At 72.2% G+C, this 24481-nt stretch carries 22 protein-coding genes; 14 read left to right on the top strand and 8 right to left on the bottom strand.

The window, feature by feature from the left end; translation table 11 throughout:
* The first annotated feature begins 12 nt into the window (after positions 1 to 12).
* Both H305_RS48350 and der read left to right on the top strand, forming a co-directional pair.
* Positions 13 to 645, top strand: a complete 633-nt coding sequence (locus H305_RS48350) for a lysophospholipid acyltransferase family protein (protein ID WP_051371467.1) — start codon at positions 13 to 15, stop codon at positions 643 to 645.
* A 62-nt stretch (positions 646 to 707) separates the two neighbouring features.
* Positions 708 to 2183: a ribosome biogenesis GTPase Der gene (gene der, locus H305_RS0139070; protein ID WP_028805247.1), complete on the top strand. Its 1476-nt coding sequence runs from the start codon at positions 708 to 710 to the stop codon at positions 2181 to 2183.
* A 56-nt stretch (positions 2184 to 2239) separates the two neighbouring features.
* On the opposite strand, the gene H305_RS0139075 is transcribed toward der, so the two are convergent.
* Positions 2240 to 2638 (bottom strand): hypothetical protein, encoded by a 399-nt coding sequence (locus H305_RS0139075; RefSeq protein WP_028805248.1) that lies wholly within the window; start codon positions 2636 to 2638, stop codon positions 2240 to 2242.
* A gap of 113 nt (positions 2639 to 2751) precedes the next feature.
* A complete protein-coding gene (locus tag H305_RS0139080) occupies positions 2752 to 3525 on the bottom strand; it encodes a hypothetical protein (RefSeq protein WP_028805249.1) in 774 nt (257 codons plus the stop codon).
* Positions 3526 to 4061: 536 nt separating this feature from the next.
* Here H305_RS0139080 and H305_RS0139085 point away from each other — a divergent pair.
* Both H305_RS0139085 and H305_RS48355 read left to right on the top strand, forming a co-directional pair.
* The gene (locus H305_RS0139085; protein ID WP_028805250.1) at positions 4062 to 4736 is read left to right on the top strand and encodes a transglycosylase family protein; all 675 of its coding nucleotides are present in this window, start codon (positions 4062 to 4064) and stop codon (positions 4734 to 4736) included.
* A gap of 119 nt (positions 4737 to 4855) precedes the next feature.
* Positions 4856 to 5584, top strand: coding sequence for a transglycosylase family protein (locus H305_RS48355; protein WP_107440193.1), 729 nt, complete (start codon positions 4856 to 4858; stop codon positions 5582 to 5584).
* On the opposite strand, the gene H305_RS48360 is transcribed toward H305_RS48355, so the two are convergent.
* Genes H305_RS48360 through H305_RS0139105 form a run of 3 tightly spaced genes read right to left on the bottom strand, consistent with a single transcriptional unit; the run spans position 5481 to position 9608 of the window.
* Complete coding sequence (locus H305_RS48360; RefSeq protein ID WP_037766773.1) at positions 5481 to 6200, bottom strand: ATP-binding cassette domain-containing protein; 720 nt, start codon at positions 6198 to 6200, stop codon at positions 5481 to 5483. The genes H305_RS48355 and H305_RS48360 overlap by 104 nt on opposite strands.
* Positions 6197 to 9115 carry an ABC transporter permease subunit gene (locus H305_RS0139100; RefSeq protein WP_028805251.1) on the bottom strand — a complete coding sequence of 973 codons (2919 nt, stop codon included), beginning with the start codon at positions 9113 to 9115 and terminating at the stop codon, positions 6197 to 6199. Before H305_RS0139100 ends, H305_RS48360 begins: the two co-directional genes overlap by 4 nt.
* 10 nt (positions 9116 to 9125) lie before the next feature.
* The gene (locus H305_RS0139105; RefSeq protein WP_028805252.1) at positions 9126 to 9608 is read right to left on the bottom strand and encodes a hypothetical protein; all 483 of its coding nucleotides are present in this window, start codon (positions 9606 to 9608) and stop codon (positions 9126 to 9128) included.
* A gap of 121 nt (positions 9609 to 9729) precedes the next feature.
* On the opposite strand from H305_RS0139105, the gene H305_RS0139110 reads away from it, so the two are divergent.
* The 4 genes from H305_RS0139110 (at position 9730) to H305_RS0139125 (ending at position 13183) form a co-directional block, all read left to right on the top strand.
* Positions 9730 to 10260, top strand: coding sequence for a hypothetical protein (locus tag H305_RS0139110; RefSeq protein WP_028805253.1), 531 nt, complete (start codon positions 9730 to 9732; stop codon positions 10258 to 10260).
* On the top strand, positions 10235 to 11521 hold the full coding sequence (locus H305_RS0139115; RefSeq protein WP_028805254.1) for an ABC transporter substrate-binding protein: 1287 nt from the start codon (positions 10235 to 10237) through the stop codon (positions 11519 to 11521). Before H305_RS0139110 ends, H305_RS0139115 begins: the two co-directional genes overlap by 26 nt.
* Before the next feature lie 113 nt (positions 11522 to 11634).
* A complete protein-coding gene (locus H305_RS0139120) occupies positions 11635 to 12615 on the top strand; it encodes a helix-turn-helix transcriptional regulator (protein WP_028805255.1) in 981 nt (326 codons plus the stop codon).
* Positions 12616 to 12967: 352 nt separating this feature from the next.
* Complete coding sequence (locus H305_RS0139125; protein ID WP_028805256.1) at positions 12968 to 13183, top strand: I78 family peptidase inhibitor; 216 nt, start codon at positions 12968 to 12970, stop codon at positions 13181 to 13183.
* A 135-nt stretch (positions 13184 to 13318) separates the two neighbouring features.
* Here H305_RS0139125 and H305_RS0139130 read toward each other — a convergent pair whose 3' ends face one another.
* Both H305_RS0139130 and H305_RS0139135 read right to left on the bottom strand, forming a co-directional pair.
* Positions 13319 to 14344: a phosphatase PAP2 family protein gene (locus H305_RS0139130; protein WP_028805257.1), complete on the bottom strand. Its 1026-nt coding sequence runs from the start codon at positions 14342 to 14344 to the stop codon at positions 13319 to 13321.
* A gap of 239 nt (positions 14345 to 14583) precedes the next feature.
* The gene (locus H305_RS0139135; RefSeq protein ID WP_028805258.1) at positions 14584 to 15753 is read right to left on the bottom strand and encodes a glycosyltransferase family 39 protein; all 1170 of its coding nucleotides are present in this window, start codon (positions 15751 to 15753) and stop codon (positions 14584 to 14586) included.
* 259 nt (positions 15754 to 16012) lie between these two features.
* On the opposite strand from H305_RS0139135, the gene H305_RS0139140 reads away from it, so the two are divergent.
* The gene (locus H305_RS0139140) at positions 16013 to 17620 is read left to right on the top strand and encodes an MFS transporter (protein ID WP_028805259.1); all 1608 of its coding nucleotides are present in this window, start codon (positions 16013 to 16015) and stop codon (positions 17618 to 17620) included.
* A gap of 196 nt (positions 17621 to 17816) precedes the next feature.
* A complete protein-coding gene (locus H305_RS0139145; protein ID WP_028805260.1) occupies positions 17817 to 19007 on the top strand; it encodes an acyl-CoA dehydrogenase family protein in 1191 nt (396 codons plus the stop codon).
* Between the two features lie 44 nt (positions 19008 to 19051).
* On the opposite strand, the gene H305_RS0139150 is transcribed toward H305_RS0139145, so the two are convergent.
* Entirely contained in the window at positions 19052 to 19489 is a 438-nt protein-coding gene (locus tag H305_RS0139150) for a cell division protein SepF (protein ID WP_028805261.1), read from the bottom strand.
* A 290-nt stretch (positions 19490 to 19779) separates the two neighbouring features.
* Here H305_RS0139150 and H305_RS0139155 point away from each other — a divergent pair, with 290 nt between their 5' ends.
* The 4 genes from H305_RS0139155 to H305_RS0139170 form a co-directional block, all read left to right on the top strand.
* The gene (locus H305_RS0139155; RefSeq protein ID WP_028805262.1) at positions 19780 to 21048 is read left to right on the top strand and encodes a DUF5685 family protein; all 1269 of its coding nucleotides are present in this window, start codon (positions 19780 to 19782) and stop codon (positions 21046 to 21048) included.
* Between the two features lie 447 nt (positions 21049 to 21495).
* Entirely contained in the window at positions 21496 to 22278 is a 783-nt protein-coding gene (locus H305_RS0139160) for a DUF1684 domain-containing protein (protein ID WP_028805263.1), read from the top strand.
* A 259-nt stretch (positions 22279 to 22537) separates the two neighbouring features.
* The gene (locus H305_RS0139165) at positions 22538 to 23437 is read left to right on the top strand and encodes a S1 family peptidase (RefSeq protein ID WP_028805264.1); all 900 of its coding nucleotides are present in this window, start codon (positions 22538 to 22540) and stop codon (positions 23435 to 23437) included.
* Positions 23438 to 23930: 493 nt separating this feature from the next.
* Positions 23931 to 24481, top strand: a 551-nt coding sequence (locus H305_RS0139170) for an SPFH domain-containing protein (protein ID WP_028805265.1), incomplete at its 3' end; no start/stop codon positions are given.

Consider the following 24481-nt stretch of genomic DNA (forward strand, 5'->3'; position numbering starts at 1 on the left):
GGCGTCGGCCTGATGTACGGGCTGTGGAAGCCGCGCGTCCTGGGCGCCTGGAAGGTACCCGCGACGGGCCCGGCGATCCTGGCCGTGAACCACTCGCACAACATCGACGGACCGATGGTCATGGGCGTCGCGCCCCGGCCCACGCACTTCCTGATCAAGAAGGAAGCGTTCATCGGGCCGCTCGACCCCTTCCTGCTGGGCATCGGCCAGCTGAAGGTGGACCGCGAGACCACCGACCGCACGGCGATCACCCAGGCGCTCGGCGTCCTGGAGAACGGCGGCGTCCTCGGGATCTTCCCGGAGGGCACGCGCGGCGAGGGCGACTTCGCCTCGCTGCGGGCCGGCCTCGCGTACTTCGCCGTACGCAGCGGAGCCCCGATCGTGCCGGTGGCGGTGCTGGGAAGTTCCGACAGGCGGGGCCGGTTGATAAAGGGGCTGCCCCCGCTGCGCAGCCGGGTCGACGTCGTCTTCGGCGACCCGTTCGACGCGGGCGACGGCACCGGGCGGCGTACGCGCAAGGCGCTGGACGAGGCCACCACCCGCATCCAGAAGCATCTGAGCGCCCATCTGGACGAGGCCCGACGTCTGACCGGACGCCGGGAAAACGCCGGGCGCCCCACCGGGCACCAGGCGACACTTGAGTAGTGGATCTCCCGGAGGCGGGCGGTCCACCGATCACCACGAATGAACGACGAGGTACGGACTTCATGAACGACCACATCCAGCCCGAGGGCTCGGCAGAGCACGACCACGGGGCACTCGGCGACGTCGAGTACGCGGAGTTCATGGAGCTCGCCGCGGAAGAGGGCTTCGACGTCGAGGACGTCGAGGGCGCGATCGAGGAGGCGGGCCACGGCCCACTGCCCGTCCTCGCCGTCGTCGGCCGTCCCAATGTCGGCAAGTCGACCCTGGTCAACCGGATCATCGGCCGCCGTGAGGCGGTCGTCGAGGACAAGCCGGGCGTCACGCGTGACCGTGTCACCTACGAGGCCGAGTGGGCGGGCCGCCGCTTCAAGGTCGTCGACACCGGCGGCTGGGAGCAGGACGTCCTCGGCATCGACGCGTCGGTGGCCGCACAGGCCGAGTACGCGATCGAGGCCGCCGACGCGGTCGTCTTCGTCGTCGACGCCAAGGTCGGCGCCACCGACACCGACGAGGCCGTCGTCCGCCTGCTGCGCAAGGCGGGCAAGCCCGTCGTCCTGTGCGCCAACAAGGTGGACGGCCCGAGCGGCGAGGCCGACGCCTCGTACCTGTGGTCCCTCGGTCTCGGTGAGCCGCACCCGGTCTCCGCGCTGCACGGCCGCGGCACCGGCGACATGCTCGACGCGGTCCTGGAGGCGCTGCCCGAGGCCCCAGCGCAGACCTTCGGCTCCGCCGTCGGCGGCCCGCGCCGCATCGCTCTCATCGGCCGCCCGAACGTCGGCAAGTCGTCGCTGCTCAACAAGGTGGCGAACGAGGAACGCGTCGTCGTCAACGAACTCGCGGGCACCACCCGCGACCCGGTCGACGAGCTCATCGAACTCGGCGGTGTCACCTGGAAGTTCGTGGACACGGCGGGCATCCGCAAGCGCGTCCACCTCCAGCAGGGCGCCGACTACTACGCCTCGCTGCGCACGGCCGCCGCGGTCGAGAAGGCCGAGGTCGCCGTCATCCTGATCGACGCGTCCGAGCCGATCTCCGTGCAGGACCAGCGCATCGTCACCATGGCGGTCGAGGCGGGCCGTGCGATCGTCCTCGCCTTCAACAAGTGGGACACCCTCGACGAGGAGCGCCGCTACTACCTGGAACGCGAGATCGAGACCGAGCTCGGCCAGGTGGCGTGGGCGCCGCGCGTCAACGTCTCGGCGCGCACGGGCCGTCACATGGAGAAGCTCGTCCCGGCGATCGAGACGGCCCTGGCGGGCTGGGAGACCCGCGTTCCGACCGGCAGGCTGAACGCCTTCCTCGGCGAGCTGGTCGCCGCCCACCCGCACCCGATCCGGGGCGGCAAGCAGCCCCGCATCCTGTTCGGCACGCAGGCGGGCACCAAGCCCCCGCGGTTCGTGCTCTTCGCCTCCGGCTTCATCGAGCACGGCTACCGTCGCTTCATCGAGCGCCGGCTGCGCGAGGAGTTCGGCTTCGAGGGCACGCCGCTGCACATCTCGGTGCGGGTGCGCGAGAAGCGCGGGGCGAAGAAGAAGTAGAGGACATGAGGAAGGGCCGGCTCCCCCGGGGAGCCGGCCCTTCCTCATGGGCGGGGTCAGAGACCCCGACGCGGTGCGGGCGGCAGCGCGGCCGGGATGTGGTGCATCCCGGTGCCGTGCTGTCGCCCGCTCGGCTGCCAGACGGCCGTCGCCGTCGTGGTGTGACCCTGCTGCACGGCACTCTGCCGCGCGGAGTGCGCCCCGGCGCTGTAGGAGTTGTACGAGCTGGACGCGCCGTACGTGGTCGCACCGCGCGGCATGCTCCCGAAGGCAGTGAAGCCCAGATCCTCTTCGCCGTGCCGGTCGCCGGGCAGGGTCCTGAAGGCCCTGAGCCACTCGGCGTACAGCGCGTCGTAGATCGGCGTGACCGATGGACCGCCCGAGGTGTTCTGAGCCGATCGCGCGGGCGGGTCCGGCTGGAAGGGCCGGCGGCGGGGGGCTTCGTAGGTGTGCACGTATGTGCCAACGACCCCGCCGCCCAACGGATGCGGCCACCACGTCGCTTTCGCAGGTCAACCGGAGTGTGCCCGGCGCGCTTTCGCGCCCCGGTTCCCCGGCTCCCCGGGGCTCAGGTGCCCGCGAGCGGCATGGTGGCGGCGACGAGCTTTCCGTTGGCCGCCGCCTTGTCCAGCGCGTCGCGCAGCAGGTCCTCGCGGGGCTGGCGGCCGATCGAGCCGACCGGGGCCGCGAACAGGAGCACCTGCTGATGCTTGTTGGCGGCCGACCGCCAGCTCTCGGCGACCTGGAGCGCCTGGTGGGCCTGCCACCAGGCGACGGGGGAGCCACCGCCGGTGCCCGGCTGGAGCACGGCGTGCAGCTGGCCCATGGCGAGCAGCACGGACCAGCCGTGCAGGACCGGGGGCACCGCGTTCACCGCGGTCACCGGCATGAAGCCCTGCTCGATGAGGAGGGGGAGGAAGTCGTCGCCGATGTCGGTCGAGCCGGGGCGCACGATGGGGCCGGTCGGCTCGACGACGAGCGCCGGGTGCAACTCGCCGTTGATCAGGACGAGTCCGCTGGTCACACCCAGCACGGCCTGCTCGGGAACGAACTCGGTGGGGATGCCGTCGGGGTGGATCGAGCGGACGGCGCCCTGCAACTGCTCCTCGGTGACCTGCACGACCTGTGAGGGCAGGCAGGTGGCGTGGGCGAAGGCGAGGACAGCGGTCTCGTCGCCGATGAACAGGACGGTGCTGGTCCGCTCCTGTTCCGAGTCGCCCGGGGTGCGGCAGGACGTGCAGTCGTAACTGCCGGGGGCGTTCTCTCCGGCGAGCAGCCGGTCGGCTTCTTCGTCGCCGATCTCGGCGCGTACGTCGTCGCTGACGTCGAGCATGCGCGGCACGGTGGCTCCTCGGGAATGCGGTGCGCGGTGATGCCGGGTGGCTCCCGGCCCATGAACCCGGGGGATCCCGGCTCATGAAGATGACAACGGGCGATCTGTGGCCGGAGTCACGCCCGAGCGCGAACGGAATCGAACCATCCGACGCCCAGGGTGAGATCGCCTGCGGAATCCGTCACTCCCAGTCAACTTGTCGGAAGGTCAAGGAAGTTGAGTCGGTGAAGTGGGTCACAGGTCGCGAGGATGACAGGTCGATAAATCCTGAAATCACCCAATGAAGTGGGTGGCCGAAAATCGACGATACTCGCGGTAACGGCTAACTGGCCTCGAATGACAAGGAGTTGGTTGATATCGGGGCGGTCGGCTCCCTAGATTCCTCGGCCGTGTGCAACGAGCACCGCTCGGGCAGGTCCGCCGGCCGAACCATCCAGCTCTCAGTACAGCCTCCGGCGGACGGGGCGGAGCGCGCCGACCGCGTCCCATGCGCGGGCCGTCGCGCCCCGCCCTGGGGGACCCCGGGTGTTTCGAGAGGGAATTACATGTCCGAATGTGCCGAGAACACCCATCAGGCTCGTACGGCAGGCAAGGCCCGTACGACGGCGGTCCTCGCCGGGGCGGCACTCCTCGCCCCGCTCGGACTGCTCGCCGCGAGCGGTGACGCCGCCGCGGCCGACAGTGGAGTGTGGGACCGCATCGCGCAGTGCGAGAGCGGCGGCAACTGGCACATCAACACCGGCAACGGCTACTACGGAGGGCTCCAGTTCTCCGCGGGCACCTGGCGCGCGTACGGCGGCACCGCCTACGCGTCGAGGGCCGACCAGGCCTCCAGGAGCGCGCAGATCGCCGTCGCCACCAAGGTCCAGCGGGCGCAGGGGTGGGGCGCGTGGCCCACCTGTGCGGCGCGCGCCGGAGCCTACGGAAACGCGCCCGCGTCCTCGGGCGCCGGATCGGCCGCGGGGACGGCCGCCACGAAGTCGGCACCCGAGTCGGCCCCGTCGAAGCCGAAGCCGAAGCCGTCGAAGACGCCGCCACGCACGTCGGGCCACACCAACCGTGACGCGTCGCGCGGTGACTACACCGTCCGCAGCGGCGACACGCTGAGCGGTATCGCCGAACGGCACGGCTCCACCTGGCGGAAGGTCTACGCCGCCAACAGGGCCGTCATCGGCTACGACCCCGACCTGATCATGCCCGGGCTGCGGCTCGACCTCTGAGTCGCGCTCCCCCTCGTCCCGGGCACCCGGCCCCACCCGGTCCTCCGACCGGGTGGGGCCCCGGCCGTACCGGGCGCGGCTCGACCGGCGGGGCCGAGGGGCCGCCTAGCGTGGGCGCGATGTTCCTCATGCCGACCCGGCCGGTCACGCCGCCCCCGTCGATCAACCGCCTCCGGCAGGTGGCCGAGCACGCCAGACAGGCGGTCGGGCGCCTCGGGCACGCGGCCGCGGCCGCCACCGTCGTGGCCGTCACCGCCCTCGCCGTCCTCGTGCCCTCGGACGCGGTCGCCGCGCCCCCGCCCCCGCTTCCCGGCCCCCACATGACACGGGTGTCGTACGACTGCGCGAAGGACCACTGGCCCTGGGGCTGCATCGCCGAGTGCGAGAGCGGCGGCCGCTGGAACGCGAACACGGGGAACGGCTTCTACGGCGGGCTGCAGTTCTGGCAGCCCACCTGGGAGGCGTTCGGCGGACTCAAGTACGCCCGGCGTGCCGACCTCGCCACCCGCGCGGAACAGATCAAGATCGCCGAGAAGGTGGTGGCCTCCCAGGGGTGGGGTGCCTGGCCCGTCTGCTCCCGGAGGTACGCGCTCAAGGGCCGCATGCACGTGGTCAAGCACGGCGAGACGCTCGCTTCGATCGCCCGCAAGTACAAGGTCAAGGGCGGCTGGCAGGCGCTGTACAAGGCCAACAAGCAGATCGTCGGAAGCTCGCCGGACAAGCTGAAGGAGGGCACCCTGCTGGTCATCCCGGAGGGTTCGGCCGGCTCCCGCCACCTGGGCCTCGTCCTGTTCGGTCCGCCTCTGCACCCGTCGCTCTTCGCGCAGGTTCCGCCGCCTCTCCGCTGAACACGACCGCGCCCCGGCTCAGTTCGTACACGAACGTCGTCCGGTCGGTCCGCCCGCGCAGCCCCGGCGGCAGTCGCTGCTCCGCGACCACCACGCACGCGTCGAGACCGGCCAGCAGGTCGTACGTCCGAGCCGCGACCGCCGGCGACATGCCCTGCGCGGGTTCGTCGACGAGCACCACCCGCGCGCGGGCGAGCAGGGCGCGGGAGACGGCGACCATCCGCTGCTCACCGCCCGAGAGCGTGCCCGCGCGGCGGGAGAGCAGGGGCTCCAGCCGCGGGTAGGCGTCGAGGGCGGGGGAGAGGTCGCCCGCGGCGAGCTCCAGGTTCGCGCGCACGGTGAGCGAACCGAAGACGGCCCGGCGTTCGGGGACGAGGCACAGGCCGAGCCGGGCGCGTTCGTGCGCGGTCCGTCGGGTGACGTCGACGCCGTCCCACACGACCGCGCCTCCGGACAGCGGCACGGTTCCCGCCAGCGCGTGCAGTGCCGTCGTGCGCCCGGAACCGTTGCGGCCGAGCAGCACGGTGAGACCGGGGTCCGGGGCGGCCAGGGTCACGCCGTGCAGGGCCTCCAGCGGGCCGTAGCGCACGCGCGCGTGGCGCAGGGCGATGCTCAACCGCCGTACCCCCTCTCCAGTACGCGGTCGGCGGGGCCGGACGCGACGATCCGTCCCGCCACCATGACGTGGACGGTGTGCGCCAGGTCGGCGACGAGATCGAGGTCGTGCTCGACGACGAGGAGGGCGGTGCCGTCCGCGGCGAGCGCCCGCAGCACCCGTGCCAGCGTGGTCACTTCGGGGGTGTCGAGTCCTGCCGCGGGCTCGTCCAGCAGCAGCACCCGGGGACTCCCCGCGAGCGCCCGGGCCAGCTCGACGCGGCGGAGCGTGCCCGTCGGCAGCCCCGCCGCGGGGAACGCCCGCACCGGCCCGTCGAGGCCGAGGAGCCGCAACGCCCTCTCCGCGGCCTCCGGGTCGGCGGTCCGGCCCTGTTCGGCACCGACCAGGACGTTCTCGTCCACGGTCAGGGAGGGGAAGACGGCGAGCTGCTGGAAGGTCCGCGCGATCCCCAGCCGGGTGCGCGCGTGCGCGGGGAGCCGGGTGATGTCCCGCCCGCCGAGCAGCACCCGCCCGCCCGACGGGCGCAGCGTTCCGGCGAGGCAGTGGAAGAGCGTGCTCTTCCCGGCGCCGTTGGGCCCGACGACGGCCGTGACGCGTCCGGGCCGGACGTCCAGGTCGACCCCGTCGAGGGCGGTGAACCCGCCGTACGCGACGCGCAGACCGAGGGCGCGCAGGGACATGGAGAGGGGAGCCCGCGGCTCGGCGCCCGCCGGGGGAGCGGAGACGGCCCCCGTCCCGGTGCGGTGCCCCGACGCGGCAGCGGCTCCGGGCCGGCCGCCGGGCGGTGAGGATGCCGCCGCTCCCTGCCGCGTGCGCGGGGACGGCCGAGGGGCGGCTCCCTGCCGCGTGCGCGGGGACGGCGGGGGAGCGGTTCCCGGCCGGATGTGCGGGCCGGGTGGGGTGGTGTCGCTCCGGCCGGAGCCAGGGGCGGTGGGGGCGGTGCGGCCCCGGCCGCTGCGGGGTGCGGGTACGGCGGCAGGACTCGGCGTGCCGGAACGCGGTGAGGGGCGGGCGGCCGGCGGGGTCGCCCTAGGCAGCAGCCGTCGGCGTACCCGCGACCCCAGCGGGGTCAAGGACACCTCGCGGCGCAGCCGGAGGTGGGAGGCCGCCGTGCGCAGCGCCTCGTAGGGACCGCCGGGGAAGCGGCCGACGAGGACAGCCAGGACGCCGACCAGGACCGCCGCGACGCCGCCGCGCGCCCCCGCGTCGAGGCCCACCAGCAGCGCCGCCGCGGCCAGTGCGCCGAGGACGCTGTCCGCGCCGAGGACCACGACCGCCGCGAACCACAGCAGCCCGCGGACCGGGTCGTAGGCCGTGGCGTCGAAGGCGCGCAGCCCCATGCCGAGCATCCCGCCGCCCAGCGCGGCCAGCGCGGCACCCGCGACGAACGCGGCCAGCTTCAGGGCCGGGACGCGGACACCCGCCGCCGAGGCGCCCGGCTCGTGGTCGCGCAGGGCGGCGAGGGCGCGGCCCGTGCGTCCCCGGCGCAGAGCGTTCGCCGCCAGCAACGCGGCCGTCAGCAGCCCCAGTTCGAGCACGTAGTACGCGCGGTCGCCGCCGAAGCCGGCCGGGCGGCCGAGGGAGAGCCCCGACGTGGCGTACGGCTGGGCGAAGACGAAACGGCTGACCCCGACCCCCACGGCGAACGTCGCCAGTGCGAGCGCCAGGCCGTGCCGCCGGATGGCCGGCCACCCGGTCAGCACACCGAGCGGCGCGACCAGGAGCACGGCCACCGCGAGCGCGGCCAGTTCGGGAAGGCGCGGCAGGCCGGGGAAGCGGCCCGCGGCGAGCAGCGCGGTGAACAGGGCGCCCAGACCCGCGTACGCGGCCTGCCCCAGCGAGATCTGGCCGCCGCGGCCGGTGACGACGACCAGCGACAGCAGGACCACGCCCAACGCCGGCACCTGGACCGACGTGTGCAGGTCCGAGCCCGCGAACCCGAGGGGCAGCAGGAAGAGGACGACCGCCACGATCCACGCCCCGGGCGGCGTCGGCACGCGGGCCGTCGCCGTGCGCGGCAGCGCGTCACGGGTGCCGACGCCGGGCAGGACGAGCGCCGACACCAGCAGCGCCAGCACGAACAGGTTCGCGCCGACCGCCTGGAGCAGCGGTTCGGCGCGGCCTGCGGGGTGCAGCCGGGTCAACTGACTCTGCCCGACCGCCACACCGAGGGCCACCACGACGGCGACGGGGAGACTGCGCATCCGCGCGGCCACCGCCACCGCCATCACCTCCATGACCAGCAGCGGCATCCCGTACGGGTCCAGGCGCACGTACGGGGCGAGGAGAACGCCGCTCAGACCCGCCGTGAAGGAGCCGAAGGCCCAGCCGGCCGCCGCCACCCGGTCGGCGTCGATGCCGCCGAGCACGGCGAGGGGGCGGTCGTCGACGACGGCGCGCAGTTCGGTGGCGAAGCGGGTCCGCCGCCGCGAGCCCAGCGGGCGTCCCCTCGGCGAACGCAGTACGGCGCCCACGCCCGCGGCGAGCGCGAGGGCCACCGCCAACTGCCCCCAGGGGTCGGCCGACACCACGGTCGGCGCGTCCGCCCGCGCCCCGGTGCCCCACACCAGCGCCGCCCCGCCGACCAGCAGCACGAAGACACCGATCGACGCGACCAGCGTCTGCGCCGGGTCGCCGCCGAGCACGGCCAGCGGCCGGAACACGAGGCGCTCGAGCGCCACACCGATGGCGGGGGCCACCACGAGCAGGGTCACGGCGGTGCCGAGCGCGAGCGGCCAGCCCCACTCGACGGTGAACTGCCGCAGCAGGAAGGCGCACACCATGGCGACGGCGCCGTGCGCGAAGTTGAGCACCCCGGTGGCGCGGTGAGTGACGATCAGACCGATCCCGGTGAGCGCGGCGGCACTTCCCACCGAGAGACCGGCGAGCGTGAGGTCGTACGTCAGCGAGGCCACGAGAGGGCCGTCAGTCGACCGGACCGGCGGCGGACGGCTCGCAGATCGGGCACGGCCCGAGCTCCCCGCTCGCCAGGACCCTCGAGTCCACCGGCACCGCATCCGCCTTTCCGGCGACCAGCGGGCAGTCGGCGCGGTGCCACAGCGTGCCGCCCGGCACCATCGACAGGTCGCCGCTGGAGGCCAGGGGCGCGCTCATGGCGGGCCCGGACTCCGCCGCCCCGGCGGGCCCGGCCGCCACCAGCAGTCCGTACAACTCCTCGACGCGCGCCGCTGCCAGCGTGTTCCTGCCATGCGTGAGGAGAACCGCGCCCGCGATGATCAGCGCCGCGCCGGGCACCGTGCACGAGGCGAGGTACGGCAGTTGGCGCTCCGCGTAGCGCTCGCCCGAGATGCCGTACCAGCCGATGACGCACAGCACCGCTCCGGCGGCGAGCGCGGCCCACCCGGCCCACAGGACGGGGTGCACGGTCCGCAGTCGAGATGTCCGCATCCGGGCTCCCACACGTCGTGTGTCTGTCCATGTCAGCCAATGGCTTGCACTATGCCTTCTGGAAGCTGACCCTGAAAGCACCGGGCGCACATGGCCCGGACTACACCCGGTGGTGAGCCAGATGGTTCTCGGGAGCGAACTCAGGCGGCCAAGTGGCCGGGCAGCGGCGGCGGTTCTCGTCCTGGCCGCCGCCCTCACGGCATGCGGCGACGACAGCGGGGCTGGAGGCGGCGCCCCGCCCGCGCCCTCCGTGGAGCGGTCCGCCGACCCCTCGCCCAGGGCCACCGCCCCGTCCGACCCGGCGGCGGCCGAGAAGGAGATCGAGCGGAACTGGGAGAAGTTCTTCGATCCCGCCGTCCCCCAGAAGGACAAGCGGAGCGTCCTGGAGAACGGCGACGCCATGACCGAGGTCCTGAAGAGCTTCAACGGCGACAAACGCGGCCAGGAGGTGCAGGCGCACGTCGAGAAGGTCGAGTTCACGTCACCGCGGGACGCGGACGTCACGTACTCGCTGACCCTGAAGGGCGCGACCGCGCTGCCGGGCGCCTCGGGGACGGCCGTCGAACAGGACGGCACCTGGAAGGTCTCCGTCAAGACACTGTGCGCACTGGTCCAGTTGAGCGGCAATGAGTCGCCCGGCCCGGGCTGCTGAGGCGCTCGCCCTCGCGCTGCTTCTCCTGCTGGGCACGGCCTGCGGCAGCCGCCTCCCCGAGGGCGACTTCGAGAACCGGTCCACCCCCACCCGGCAGGCAGGCACCGCCCCGATCCGGGTGGGCATCGTCACCAGTGCCACCAGCCCCGTCGGCGGCTCGGCGTTCACCGGTCCGCGCGACGGGGCGAAGGCCTACTTCGACCGCCTCAACGCCCGCGGCGGCATCGACGGGCGCCGCGTCGAGGTGCGGCTGTGCGACGACGGCGGCAGCGGTGTCGGCAACAACGAGTGCGTGCACCGGCTGATCGACGAGGACGAGGTCGTCGCCCTCGTCGCGACGACGGCGCTCGACTACGCCGGCGCCCCGCGCGTGTCGCACGCGCGCGTGCCCGACATCGGGGGCCAGCCCATCGGGCCGGCGTACGACACCTACCCGCACCTGTACGGGATCTACGGGAGTCTCGCGCCCCGGGACGGAACGCCGGGCTGGGGCGGGAAGGTGTACGGGGGCACCGAGGTGTACCGCTATTTCAAGCGTGTGCACGGCGCCCGCACGGCCGCCGTCGTCTCCTACAACCAGTCCGCGTCAGCCGCCTACGCCCGGCTCGTCACCCAGGGCCTGAAGGCCGAGGGCTACAAGGTGGTCACCGAACAGGTCGACTTCGCGCTGCCCAACTTCCGTGCCGTCGCCGCCGATCTGAAGGACCGGGGAGCCGACCTCGTCTTCGACGCCGTCGACACGCACGGCAACGCGCAGCTGTGCAAGGCGATGGACGACGTGGACGCCGAGGTCATCGCCAAGGTCACCAACGTGCAGAACTGGACGTCCACCGTGGCCGAGGACTACAAGCACTCCCCCCGGTGTCGCAACGCCCTGTGGGCCACCGGGTCCAGCCGCGACTACGAGGACACCGCGAACCTCGCCGTACGCGAGTTCCGGGACGCGACCAAGGGGTTCGGGTCGCACTCCCAGTGGCAGCTGGAGGGCTGGGCGGCCGCGCGGTGGTTCGCCGACGCGGCGAAGTCCTGCACGGCGGCCGGGGTCACCCGCGCGTGCGTCGACGCCTTCATGAACCGCGGCGAGCCCTACACCGCGGGCGGGCTGCTGCTCCCGGTCACGTACGAGCGGCTGGCCGAGCCGCCGACGACACGGCGGGCCTGTCTGTCGGTGGCCCGCTGGCAGGACGGCCGGGGCTGGGTCTCCCAGGGCGACATGAACTCCACCTGCTTCCAGGTCCCGCAACTGTCCTACCGGCCCTGAGCCCCCGGGGGATCCCCCGGGGGTGACCGGCCGTCGTGGGGGAGTCCTTCCCGACGCGGGCACCGAGTCCTTGCGGACCGAGGATGTCCGCAAGGACTGCCAGACTCGGGCCCATGTTGGACACCTCCGCACGGCTGCTCCGTCTGCTGTCACTGCTCCAGGCCCACCGGGAATGGTCGGGTGCCGATCTCGCGGAGCGTCTCGGCGTCACGCCGAGGACGGTCCGGCGCGATGTGGACCGGCTGCGCGAGCTGGGCTATCCGGTCAACGCCAGCCCCGGCACGGGCGGCGGCTACCAGCTCGGCGCGGGAGCCGAACTCCCGCCGCTGCTGCTGGACGACGACGAGGCGGTGGCCGTCGCGGTCGGCCTGCGCACGGCCGCCGGCCAGGGCATCGAGGGCATCGGCGAGACCTCCGTACGCGCCCTCGCCAAGCTGGAACAGGTGCTGCCGCACCGGCTGCGCCGCAGGATCGGCGCCCTGAACGCGTTCACCGTGCCGATGCTGCGCGGCCCGCAGCCCTCGACGGTCGACCCGGCCGTCCTCACCGAACTGGCCAACGCCTGCCGCGACGGCGAGCGGCTCCGCTTCGAGTACCGCGACCACGGCGGCTCCTCGACCCGCCGCACCGTCGAGCCGCACCGCCTGGTGTGCACCGAACGCCGCTGGTACCTGGTCGCCTGGGACGTCGACCGCGACGACTGGCGCACCTTCCGGGTGGACCGCGTCACCCCCAGACCGCCGCACGGACCGCGGTTCGCGCCCCGCACCCCACCGGCCGAGGACCTCGCCGCGTACGTCTCCGAGGGCGTCTCCACCGGCGCGTACGCCACGCACGCCGTCATCCGTCTGCTGGTGCCCCTGGAGGAGGCGGCCGAGCGGATCTCACCGTCCGCCGGAACGCTCGAAGCCTCCGGTCCGGACAGCTGTGTCCTGCGGACCGGGGCGGCCAGTCTCGACGTCATGGTCGTGCACGTGACGATGACGGGATTCGAGTTCGAGGTCCTCGAACCCGCCGGGCTCACCGACGCGCTCACCGCGGCCCGGGACCGGCTGTCCCGGGCCCTGGAGCGGAGTTCACCGCCACGGCAGTGATGCGCGCCGCGCGCCGTGCACGGGCCGGCCGCGCGCGAGGTTCCTGCGCCGGAACGGGTATTTCCCATGGGGCGTCAGATTCCACGGCGGGCCCGGGAATCGGAATGGAAAGGGTCGCGCCGAGGCATTGGATCCGCACATTCCATCGAGCTGTTCGGGACGGTGTCATGCCTGCTCCGAATTACGTTCGAAGGAGTGCGGAAAGCGTAGGGAACCCCTCGTGCGTGTGACGGAGTTCGACCGAAACGCGTGTCGTGATCCTGTGACAGAAGTGTGACCGGAGGGGTATGGGTGACGCTGGGTGGCGATCCGGACTTCCCCGGCCGGGGCGACGCCGCCTAACGTGGCGGTCATGGCACCCATTCCCCCTCATTCCGCAGAACCCCAGGACAGCCCGGAGAGTTACGTAGGACTGGAGGCGAGCAGCGCCGAGCGCCGTGCCCAGGAGCACGGCTGGACCACGGTGCGCTCGCTGCCCCCGGGCGCGATCATCACCATGGAGTACCTCGTGGGGCGGCTGAACTTCGAGGTCACGGACGGCAGGGTCACGCGCTGCTGGAAGGGCTGACGGCACCGCACCGACGGGACCCGGCGTTCCCGGCAGGAGACTCGACCGACGCGCGAAGGCCCCCGGCTGTCAGGAGCCGGGGGCCTTCGCGGTGCGGGGAGAGGTGTGCGTACCGGCCCCGCCGTTCGGTTGTCCTCAGCCGCCCGTCAGGGGGCGGGCCGAGGTAGTGGCCGAGCGCGCCACCCGGTCGGCGTGCGGCGGGCGGCGGCTGCCGACCGGGGTGACCGGGGTGCGCTCCGAGCGGGGCGTGTGCGGGCCGGGAGCCAGGTACACCGGCGCCCGGGGCGCGCGGACGGAGGCGGCCGGCTCCCGTGCGGGGAACTCGCCGTCCGCGGTGGCCGGGTGCGGCACCCTGGCGGGCGCGCCGACCGGTGAGGCCGCGGGGGCGGGCACGGCACGGCCGCGACGAGCGCGCCAGGAGTCGCGCAGCGAGAAGATCCCGGTCTCGGCGCGGGCGATCAGCGGCTCGCACCAGGGCAGCGCCAGCAGGATCAGCAGACCCGCGGCCCAGCCGAGGAGCACATCGCTCAGCCAGTGCGTGCCGAGGTACACGGTGGTCAGACCGACGCCGAGCGACGTCACCGCGGAAAGCGCGGACAGCCAGCGCCGGGCCCGTGGGGTCGAGGCCAGATAGGCCAGGATGCCCCAGGTCACAACGGCGTTGGCGGTGTGGCCCGAAGGAAATATATCGCCGCCCAGGCCCATCTCGTTCGAGCCGATGGTCATCGCGTAGTGGGGGCCGAGGCGGCCCATGCCCAACTTGGCGGCGCCGACCGTGATGTTGAGGAGCAGCAGCGAGGCGCCCAGCGTGAGCAGCGGGCGCAGGGTGTGCTGCCGCCAGGAGCGCCAGCCCAGCCAGGCGGCGACCATCACGGCGGTGGGGCCGCGCTGGCCGAGCACCACGTAGTAGTCCAGGAACGCGTGGATCTCCGGCCATTGCTGGTAGGGCCGGAAGAACATGACCTGCCAGTCGAATCTGACCAGCCATGAAGTGATGGCGACGGCCCACACGATGGCCAGGTAGAAGGCCAGGGTCGCCGCGAACAGCACGACCCTGTGCCGGCTCATCCTCGGCACGTCGATGTGGGCCGGCCGTTCAGGTTCACGGTCGAGCCGGGCGAAGACCCGGTCCAGACGGGTCAGGTTCCGTTCGGTACGCACTCAATCGACGTTACAGCGAGTGAGCTGCGTTCCAGGCCGAATCACTCGCTTTGTGATGACGATGTGATGTGGGATTCCTCTCAGGTCCGTGTTTATTTTCTATGAATGTCTAATCCTCGGAGAGTGGACTCCGTAATTCCATTGATCCGTCTGTGGTTCGGTTTTATGACGCTTATATATTCGTTCACCGAATGCTGGGCTGGAATTCTTTGGCAGCTCACCGGGCGTCCGGGAGTCGATCATGGCGGACCGGAGCCGTTCAGCCAGAAGGCGCCGTAGACCGCGGAAGCCGCCGCCACGCCGCCCAGGACCGTCGCCGACCTGGGCGTACGCAGCCGGGACAGGGCGAGGGCGAGGGGCAGCAGAAGAGGGAAGGCAGGCAGCAAGAGGCGCGGTTTCGAGCCGAAGTAGCTCGACGCGCACAGGGCGAGCGCGGTGACGATCCCCGAGTACACCAGGAGCGGCAGCGGCTGCCCCTGGCGCACGCACGTCACGTACAGCCGGACGACCAGTACGACGCCGACGATCAGTCCGACGCCGGCCAGGGCCGACGGGAAGGACGTGAACTTGTCGGCCACGAAGCGCGCGAAGGCGTAGCCGCCGTCGAAGCCGTTGCGCCAGCCCGCCTGCACGTCGAGGTAGCCGAGCGGGCCCTTGCCCGTGCGACGGCCGACCCAGAGCACGTAGCCGGCGGCGCCGAGCGGCGCGAGAAGCATGCCGAGGGCGCGCCGCCACCGGGGTGCGCCGTCCGTGCCTGGTGCGCTTCGGTCCCGTACGAACGACATGACCGCTGTCACCCAGACGGCCGCGACCACCGCCACCCCCACCGGCCGGGTCAGCCCCGCGAGCGCGGCGAGCAGGCCCGCCGTGATCCAGCGGCCGGTCAGCACCGCGTACAGCGACCAGGCGGCGATCGCCGTGAACAGTGACTCGCTGTACGCCATCGACTGCACGACACCGATCGGCAGCACCGCCCACACCAGCACGGCGCAGACGCCCGCCCGCCGCCCGTACACATGCTCCGCGACGGCGAAGATCCCCCAGGCCGCGGCGAGCGACGCCGACGTGCTCACCAGCAGGCCCGCGTCCGCGGACGACAGCGGCGTGAGGGCCGACCCCAGACGCTCCAGCCAGGGCAGCAGCGGGAAGAAGGCGAGGTTCGAGTGCACGTCTCCGTTCGGCAGCCGCACCTCCCAGCCGTAGCCGAGGTCGGCGACCCGGGTGTACCAGAGCGCGTCCCAGCGGGCCGTGAGCAGGGTGTGCGCGCTCTTGCCGTTCGCCGCGCTCCATACGGCGAGGACCACGAGCCCCAGCGCACGGACGCCCGCGTACCCGAGGAGGGCGGGCGTCGCGCGGCGCAGGGCGCCCGCGCGGGGCGGCGTCGCGACAGGGGTCTCGAGATCGGTCACGGGCTCGATTATCGATGTCGCCCGGAACCGTCGGGCCCGGCGGGGCGTGGTGCTCCCAGGAGAGCGTGGCGTACGCCACACGCAATGCAGGAAGAACGTGAGAGGTCTGCCACGCGTCATCGCCGGGAACTCGCGTACTGTGGCGGCTCACTCGCCTTTGTTGCGTGGGCCGGGACTCCGCTCCCCCAGGCCACAGCCCCAGGGAGTCCCCACCCTGAAGCTTCCGCCGAACGCGAGGGAACATCTGGGAGGTACGTACATGTCCGGGACGACCACGGCCGCTGCGCGATGCCGTCGGGAGACCGGGGCCGGTGCCAACCGCTGGGTCGTCCTCGTCGTCCTGTGCGTCAGCCTGCTGCTGGTGGCGCTCGACGCCACGGTGCTGCACGTCGCGGTGCCCGCTGTCACCGAGGACCTCAGGCCCGGCGCGATAGAGCTGCTCTGGATCGTCGACATCTATCCGCTGGTCTGCGCCTCGCTCCTCATACTCTTCGGCACGCTGGGCGACCGCGTCGGCCGCCGGCGCATCCTCCTGCTCGGATACGCCCTCTTCGGCGTCGCCTCGGCCGTCGCGGCCTGCGCCGACAACGCGCAGGTCCTGATCTTCGCGCGGGCCCTGCTCGGCGTCGGCGGCGCGATGATCATGCCCGCCACGCTCTCGATCCTGCGCCAGGTCTTCCCCGACCGGCGGGAGCGGGCCCTGGCCATCGGCATCTGGAGCGCGGTCGCCGCCGTGGGTGCGGCGGTGGGACCGCTGCTCGGCGGCTTCCTCCTCGAACACTTCTGGTGGGGGTCCGTCTTCCTGGTCAACATCCCGTTGATGCTGGTCAGCCTGCCGATCGGACGGATGCTGCTGCCCGAGTCGAAGGGCGACCGCAATGGTCCCTGGGACATCGTCGGTGCCCTGATGGCCGCCGCCGGACTCTTCGGGCTCGTCCTCGGCGTGAAGCGGCTCGGCGGCGGGGAGGCCCCGTTCGGCCCGCTCACCCTGGGTCCCCTGCTCCTGGGCGGCGCGCTGCTGGCCGGCTTCGTCCGGCGCCAGCGGCGGCGTGCGCATCCGCTGGTCGACCTGCGGATGTTCGCGCGGCCCGCGTTCAGCACCTCGGTGGGATGCATCGTCCTCGCCATGCTCGCCCTGGTCGGTCTGGAGCTGATCGCGGCGCAGTACCTCCAGCTCGTGCTCGGCCTCTCGCCGCTGGAGACGGGGCTGCGGCTGCTGCCGCTCACCGTCGCGGCGATGGCCGCCGGGCTCGCCGGGGCGAAGATGCTGCGGCGGTTCGGCCCGCGCACCATGGTCAGCCTCGGCTTCTGCCTGACCGCCGCCGCGGTCGTCACGCTGACCGCGATGGGCGGGAACGACAACACGGGGCTGCTGCTCTTCGGCTTCGTGCTGCTCGGTTTCGGTCTGGAGACCACGCTCTTCGGGGCGTACGAGTCGATGCTGAGCGAGGCGCCGCCCGCGCAGGCCGGTGGGGCCGCGGCCATCGGCGAGACCTCGTACCAGCTGGGTGCGGGCATCGGGATCGCGCTGCTGGGGAGTGTGATGAACGCCGCGTACAAGCCGGGGCTCTCGTCGGTTCCCGGGGTTCCGGCCGCCGACTCGACCGCGGCCGGGCACTCGCTCGGGGAGGCGTACGAGGTCGCCGGGCGGCTCGGCGGGGCGCCCGGTGCGGCCCTTCGGCATGCCGCGCGGGACTCTTTTGTGCACGGACTGCATGTGACCCTGCTGGTAAGCGCGGGTCTGCTGATGCTGGGCGCGGTGATGGCGCTGCGGCTGCCGCGGGTCATGGAGTGCCCGGCGCCGGCGGCGGGTCCGGCGGAGATCCCGGCACCCCGCGAGGTCGCCGAGTCCCACGTGACCGCGTAGCCCTCCCCGCCCGCACGCCCACCGGCTCCGCCCGCCGGCCCGTGCGGGTCTTCCGGCGGGGCACGCGCCCGTGGCGCGTGGCCGTGCGTTCGTGGCGCGTGGGGGAGGGCCCCTGGACGTGCGGGACACTGCGTCGTAACGTCGGCCGCGACGTCGTAACTAACACTGCTAGTTTTAGCGTGCCGGAGGCTGCCCCATGTCCGCGTCCTCGAAGCTCCCGCCCTTCGACCCCGCCGACCCGCTCGGCATCGACGACCTGCTGGACCCGGAGGACCTCGCCGTCCGTGACACCGTGCGGACCTGGGCTGCCGACCGGGTGCTGCCGCACGTCGCCGAGTGGTACGAGAAGGGCGAACTGCCCGGCATCCGGGAGCTGGCGCGGGAGCTCGGCACCATCGGGGCACTCGGCATGTCGCTCCAGGGATACGGGTGCGCCGGGGCGTCCGCGGTGCAGTACGGCCTGGCCTGCCTGGAACTGGAGGCCGCCGACTCCGGCATCCGTTCCCTCGTCTCCGTCCAGGGCTCCCTCGCCATGTACGCCATCCACCGGTTCGGCAGCGAGGAGCAGAAGCAGACCTGGCTGCCGCGAATGGCCTCCGGCGAGATCATCGGGTGCTTCGGGCTCACCGAGCCCGACCACGGCTCCGACCCCGCCTCCATGCGCACCCACGCCAAGCGCGACGGCGGCGACTGGGTCCTCAACGGGCGGAAGATGTGGATCACCAACGGGTCCGTCGCCGGGGTCGCCGTGGTCTGGGCCCGGACCGACGACGGAATCCGCGGCTTCGCCGTCCCCACCGACGCGCCCGGCTTCTCCGCGCCCGAGATCAAGCACAAGTGGTCACTGCGGGCGAGCGTCACCAGCGAGCTCGTCCTGGACGACGTACGGCTGCCCGCCGACGCCGTGCTGCCGGACGTCGTCGGGCTGAAGGGGCCGCTCAGCTGTCTCTCGCACGCCCGGTACGGGATCGTGTGGGGCGCGATGGGTGCGGCGCGGGCCAGTTTCGAGGCCGCCGTCGAGTACGCGAAGACGCGCGAGCAGTTCGGCCGGCCCATCGGCGGCTTCCAGCTGACCCAGGCGAAGCTCGCCGACATGGCGGTCGAGCTGCACAAGGGGATTCTGCTCGCCCACCACCTCGGGCGGCGCATGGACGCGGGACGGCTCCGTCCCGAACAGGTCAGTTTCGGCAAACTCAACAACGTGCGGGAGGCCATCGAGATCTGCCGTACCGCGCGGACGATCCTCGGCGCCAACGGAATCTCGCTCGAATACCCCGTGATGCGGCACGCCACGAATCTGGAGTCGGTGCTCACCTACGAGGGCACCGTCGAGATGCACCAACTCGTGCTGGGCAAGGCGCTCACCGGACTCGACGCCTTCCGGTAGAGCCCTGGGGACCCCGTGGGGCAGGGCCGGTGAGCGGCCCTGCCTCAGCTCTGGTTGAAGAAACCGTCCGTCTGGCGGCCCGCGGCCTCGCCGCTGACGATCTCCGTGTTGGCGGGGGTCAGCAGGAAGACCCGGGTGGCGACCCGCTCGATCGTGCCGCGCAGGCCGAAGGTCAGGCCGGCCGCGAAGTCCACCACGCGCTTGGCGTCGGCGGGCTCCATGGACGTGAGGTTGATGATCACCGGGACGCCGTCCCGGAAGAGCTCGCCGATGCCGCGCGCGTCCCGGAAGCTGTCCGGGGTGACCGTGCCGATCCGGCGGCCCTTCTCCTCCGCAGTCTCGGACGCGACCTTCACCCGCGGGTCGGTGACCCAGGCCTCGCCGGACTCCTGTCCCTCGGCGTAGTCGTCGTCGTAGTAACGCTCGTCATCGTTGTCGTCGACGAGGCCAAGCCAGGCACTCGCCTTGCGCACCGATCCCATGGACGCCTCCTCTCACAGCGGTCTTTCGTGCTTTCCGCATCCCCATGGTCGTCCATGATGCGGATGTCGCGCCAAGTGGATAGACGCCGCGCGGGGGTTTCGTGACGGTACTGGTGCACAGCGAATCCGTCGAGAGCCCCGGTATCCCAAGGGTCTTGCCGTGCAGGGCTGCTGACTGAGAGTGAAATATGATTTCCCACGGCGTTCGGGTGACGGTCGGTGCGTACGGGTGAACGGAGTGGTCGTTAGGATGCCGCCGCTCAACGTCGTACGTGTCACGGGGGAGTGTCGTGTTCGGAATCGTGAGGCCCTGCAGCCACCGTCTCGGTGAAGGGCTCAAGAACCAGTGGATGGCCCACCTGTGCGGGCTGTGCCTCGCGCTGCGCGGTGACCACGGGCAGTTCGCGCGGATCGTCACGAACTATGACGGTCTGCTGATATCCGTTCTGACGGAGGCTCAGGCGGAGCGGGCGACGGGATGGCGCCGGACCGCAGGACCCTGCCCGCTGCGCGGCATGCGCACCGCCTCCGTCGCTCAGGGCGAGGGAGCGCGCCTGGCCGCCGCCGTCTCGCTGGTGCTCGCCTCGGCGAAGGTCCGCGACCACGTGGCCGACGGGGACGGGCTGTTGGCGCGCAGGCCCGTGGCGCTCGCCGCCCGCCGGGTCGCCGCGAGCTGGGGCAGGGCCGGCGCGCGCACCGGTTTTGACGTCGGCTTCGACACCGCCGTGCTCGTCGACGCCGTGGACCGGCAGATCGGTATCGAGGCGCTGGCCGGGCCCGGCACGCCGCTGCTCACCGTCACCGAACCGACCGAGACCGCCACGGCCGCGGCCTTCGCGCACACCGCCGTACTCGCCGGCCGGCCCGGCAACGCGGAGCCGCTCGCCGAGGCCGGGCGGCTCTTCGGACGGCTGGCGCATCTGCTGGACGCCGTCGAGGACAGGGAAACTGACGCCGCGTCGGGAGCGTGGAACCCGCTCACGGCCACCGGGACGTCGCTCACCGAGGCGCGGCGGCTCGCCGACGACGCCCTGCACGGGATCCGGCTCGCGCTGCGCGAGGTCGAGTTCACCGACGGCAAGCTGGCGCACCTGCTGCTGGCGCACGAGCTGGGCCGGTCGGTGGACCGCGCGTTCGGCTCGTCCACCTGCGGGCACGCGGCGGACGGCGCGCACGGGGGTGCGGGCACGCACGGGCCTGGAGGCGCCGAGGGTTCGTTCGGGCCGCCCCAGCAGGGTGGTCCGTACGGCCCGCAGAGCCCCCACGCCCCGCACGGGCCCTACGATCCGCGGAACCCGTACTCCGGTGGCGGCAACCCCTTCGGTGGCGGACCCTCCTTCCAGCCGCCCGGCCCCGGCAAGCGCGGCTTCTGGGCCGGGTGCGCCGCCGCGATCGGTCTGTGCTGCACCTGCAAGGTCTGCTGCGCCGAGGAGTACGAGGGCCCCTGGTCGCGCAAGAAGCGCGAGGGCTGCCTCAGTGACTGCGACTGCAACTGCTGCGAGGCCTGCCAGTGCTGCGAGTGCTGTGAATGCTGCTCGTGCTGCGACTGCGGGCTGTGAGGGTCCGCGGGCGGAAGTGAGCCGCGTGCTCGTCACGGGCCGGGGGAGTGCCCGGCCCGTGCCGCCGGGTTGCACGTGCCTCGCCGTCGCCGCGGGTCCGACATGCCTCGCCGTCGCTGCGGGTCGGGCATGCCCTCGCCGTCGCTGCGGTCGGGCATGCCTCGCCCCTTGCTGCGGATCGGGCCTGACCCGCGGCCGGGTGTGGGAGGAGTGTCCCGGCGGAGCGGGCAAGTGCCTTTCAGCAAAGATGAGTTGCCTCGGTCCTCTTGAGGACGCCGTCGCCGCGGCACGCCGGCTGCTCGACCGGGTCGGGCCCGCCGACAAGGCGTGCGCCTGTCCGAAGCGGCTCTCGGGCAGCCGGCAGCAGCGCGTTCCGCCCGGAATACACGGGCACCACGTCGTGCTCACACCTCGGGTTGCCGGAGCCCGTATGGAAGGGTTGATCACATGACGACGGACGCATCCGAGGACTGGAAGCACTGGCACGAGCACCGCACCAGGACGGTGGCCGAGCCCTACGGACCGCTCGCCCTCACGGGCACGCACTGGATCGAGGACTATCCGGAGGGTCGACTTCCGGACATCCCCGGACATTGGACGGCCAAGGACGACGGCGTCGTGCTGGCGGCGGTGGACGGGGACGGACTCACCCTCGACGGACAGCCCTTCACCGGTGAGGTCGTGCTCGGCGCCGACTACGGACCGGCCTCCGGGGCGCGGGTGGGACACGGTGAGCGCCGGTTCGTCGTCCTCGTGCGCGAGGGAGTCTGGGGCGTGCGCGACTACGACCCCGCCGCACCCACGCGCCAGGCCTTCGAGGGTATCGAGGCGACCCCTTACGACCCGCGCTGGTCGGTGCCGGGGCACTTCACGCCGTACGGGGAGGACCGCACCGTGCGCGTCGAGAACGCGGACGGCGTCGCACGCGGCCTCGGGCTCGGCGGAGTCCTCGCCTTCACCCTGGACGACCAGGACCTGACGCTCCAGGTGTCGGTGGAGAGCGACGGCTCGCTGTGGGCCGTCTTCGCCGACACGACCAGCGGGGACAGCAGTTACCGCTTCCGGTTCCTGCGCCCGGCGGCGCCCGACGACGAGGGGCGTACGACGGTGGACTTCAACCGTGCCGTGCTCCCGCCGTGTGCGTTCGCCGACCACTTCATCTGCCCGTTCCCGCCGCCCGGCAATACGCTGGACGCGGCCGTCGAGGCAGGTGAGCGGCGGCTGCGCTGACCGCCGGAACTCCGAAGGCGGCCGGGGGCCGCGCACGTACCGGGGCCTGGGGTCGACAGCACGGAGACATACGCAAGTTGAACGCTGCACGGCCGAAAGGTGCCCTTGCGCCGGTCGGCCGTGCGGCCGAATACTCCCCCCAGCGCTTGTCAGGAGCACGGCTTGTCCGGAATCCGGATGAGCGGGCCCCCGGCTGCGCCTCACGGGCCCTCAACCCCACGAGACGAGGACCCCCGACTTCCCTTCGGAGGAACGAAACGTGAGGATCAAGCGCACCACCCCCCGCAGCGGCATAGCGAGACGGACCCGGCTGATCGCCGTGACCACCGGACTCGTGGCCGCGGCCGCGTTCGCGGTCCCCAACGCGAACGCATCCGACGCCCAGACCTTCAGCACCACTCAGCTGAGCAGTGTCAACAAGTCGGTACTCAAGTCCGATGTCGCGGGCACCGCATGGGCGGTCGACGCCAAGACGAACCGGGTGGTCGTCACCGTCGACAGTACGGTCTCGAAGGCCGAGATCGCCAAGATCAAGAAGGATGCGGGCGGCAACGCCGACGCGATCACCATCAAGCACACCCCGGGCAAGTTCAAGAGGCTGATCACCGGCGGCGACGCCATCTACGGCGGCTCCTACCGCTGTTCGCTCGGCTTCAACGTGCACAGCGGGAGCACCTACTACTTCCTGACCGCCGGCCACTGCGGTGAGGTCGCCTCCACCTGGTACTCCAACTCGGGCCACACCACGACGCTGGGCACGAACGTCAGCTACAGCTTCCCGACCAACGACTTCGCGCTGGTCCGCTACACCAACTCCTCGATCGCGCATCCGAGCGCGGTCGGCAGCCAGACCATCACCCGCGCCGCGACGCCCAGCGTCGGCACGACCGTCTACCGCCGTGGCTCGACCACCGGTACGCACAGCGGCCGGGTCACCGCGCTGAACGCCACGGTCAACTACGGTGGCGGCGACGTGGTCTACCAGATGATCCAGACCACCGTCTGCGCCGAGGGCGGCGACAGCGGCGGCCCGCTGTACTCCGGCTCCACGGCCTACGGCCTCACCTCCGGCGGCAGCGGCAACTGCACCTCCGGCGGCACGACCTTCTTCCAGCCGGTCGTCGAGGCGCTGAACTACTACGGCGTGAGCGTCGGCTGACCGACAGATCACAGACCGTCGGATCACAGACCGTCGGACCACCGACCGGCTGACCCACCGACCGGACCGGCAACCCCCCACGTCACCCCCGCCGGACCAGCAGCAGCCAGCAGCAGGCGAGCCCCCGTACCCGACCGGCGTGCGGGGGCTCGCCCTTGTTCAGGTGAAGCGCCTTCAGTGGGAGCTGTCCCGCAGGGTCAAGGGCTCCAAGAACCGGGCCGAGGATGACCGCGACCACAACGCAGCCCGCACCGTCCTGTCCGAAGGACGCCGTATCGTCGCCGCCGGACGGGCAAAGACGCCGAACGCCTGGGGGGCGCCGGTGAGATGGGATCACGTGCCCGCACAGCGTGTTGAAGCAGGAAGCACCCGGAAGGGCGAGACGCCCAGGCCGGAAGCCCTGGACTTCAGGCCAGGGAGCATGTCAACTTCGAAGTGCATGCCGTAAGCGCTGTACGCACCTGATGCCCACTTCGGACCCTGGGGGGCCGTGATGGTCGAGGAGTTGGTGGCGGCGGGAGTCGCCGTCGCGTCCGCGGGGCTGGTCTATGCGCTGGCCGGTGCCCGAGTGGTCAAACAGTACGAACGGGGAGTGGTGCTGCGGCTCGGCCGCCTGCGCTCGGGCGTGCGCGGCCCGGGATTCACCATGATCCTCCCGTTCGTGGACCGGATCCGCAAGGTCAACATGCAGATCGTGACGATGCCCGTGCCGGCGCAGGAGGGCATCACCAGGGACAACGTGACCGTGCGGGTGGACGCGGTCGTCTACTTCAAGGTGGTCGACGCGGCCGACGCAATCATCCAGGTCGAGGACTACCGGTTCGCGGTCTCGCAGATGGCGCAGACCTCGCTGCGGTCCATCATCGGCAAGAGCGACCTGGACGACCTGCTGTCCAACCGCGAGAAGCTCAACCAGGGCCTGGAGCTGATGATCGACAGCCCGGCGATCGGCTGGGGCGTGCAGATCGACCGCGTGGAGATCAAGGACGTGTCGCTGCCGGAGACGATGAAGCGGTCCATGGCCCGGCAGGCCGAGGCCGACCG

Origin of the sequence: Streptomyces sp. 142MFCol3.1 (assembly GCF_000424945.1) — a bacterium.
Taxonomy (GTDB): Bacteria; Actinomycetota; Actinomycetes; order Streptomycetales; family Streptomycetaceae; genus Streptomyces; species Streptomyces siamensis.

Coding starts and splice junctions, on each gene's coding strand:
- H305_RS0139125 (WP_028805256.1), top strand. CDS start 12,968: ATGGCACCCATTCCCCCTCATTCCGCAGAACCCCAGGACAGCCCGGAG.
- H305_RS0139110 (WP_028805253.1), top strand. CDS start 9,730: ATGGTTCTCGGGAGCGAACTCAGGCGGCCAAGTGGCCGGGCAGCGGCG.
- H305_RS0139105 (WP_028805252.1), bottom strand. CDS start 9,608: ATGCGGACATCTCGACTGCGGACCGTGCACCCCGTCCTGTGGGCCGGG.
- H305_RS0139120 (WP_028805255.1), top strand. CDS start 11,635: ATGTTGGACACCTCCGCACGGCTGCTCCGTCTGCTGTCACTGCTCCAG.
- der (WP_028805247.1), top strand. CDS start 708: ATGAACGACCACATCCAGCCCGAGGGCTCGGCAGAGCACGACCACGGG.
- H305_RS0139150 (WP_028805261.1), bottom strand. CDS start 19,489: ATGGGATCGGTGCGCAAGGCGAGTGCCTGGCTTGGCCTCGTCGACGAC.
- H305_RS0139160 (WP_028805263.1), top strand. CDS start 21,496: ATGACGACGGACGCATCCGAGGACTGGAAGCACTGGCACGAGCACCGC.
- H305_RS0139145 (WP_028805260.1), top strand. CDS start 17,817: ATGTCCGCGTCCTCGAAGCTCCCGCCCTTCGACCCCGCCGACCCGCTC.
- H305_RS0139140 (WP_028805259.1), top strand. CDS start 16,013: ATGTCCGGGACGACCACGGCCGCTGCGCGATGCCGTCGGGAGACCGGG.
- H305_RS48355 (WP_107440193.1), top strand. CDS start 4,856: ATGTTCCTCATGCCGACCCGGCCGGTCACGCCGCCCCCGTCGATCAAC.
- H305_RS0139085 (WP_028805250.1), top strand. CDS start 4,062: ATGTCCGAATGTGCCGAGAACACCCATCAGGCTCGTACGGCAGGCAAG.
- H305_RS0139115 (WP_028805254.1), top strand. CDS start 10,235: ATGAGTCGCCCGGCCCGGGCTGCTGAGGCGCTCGCCCTCGCGCTGCTT.
- H305_RS48350 (WP_051371467.1), top strand. CDS start 13: ATGTACGGGCTGTGGAAGCCGCGCGTCCTGGGCGCCTGGAAGGTACCC.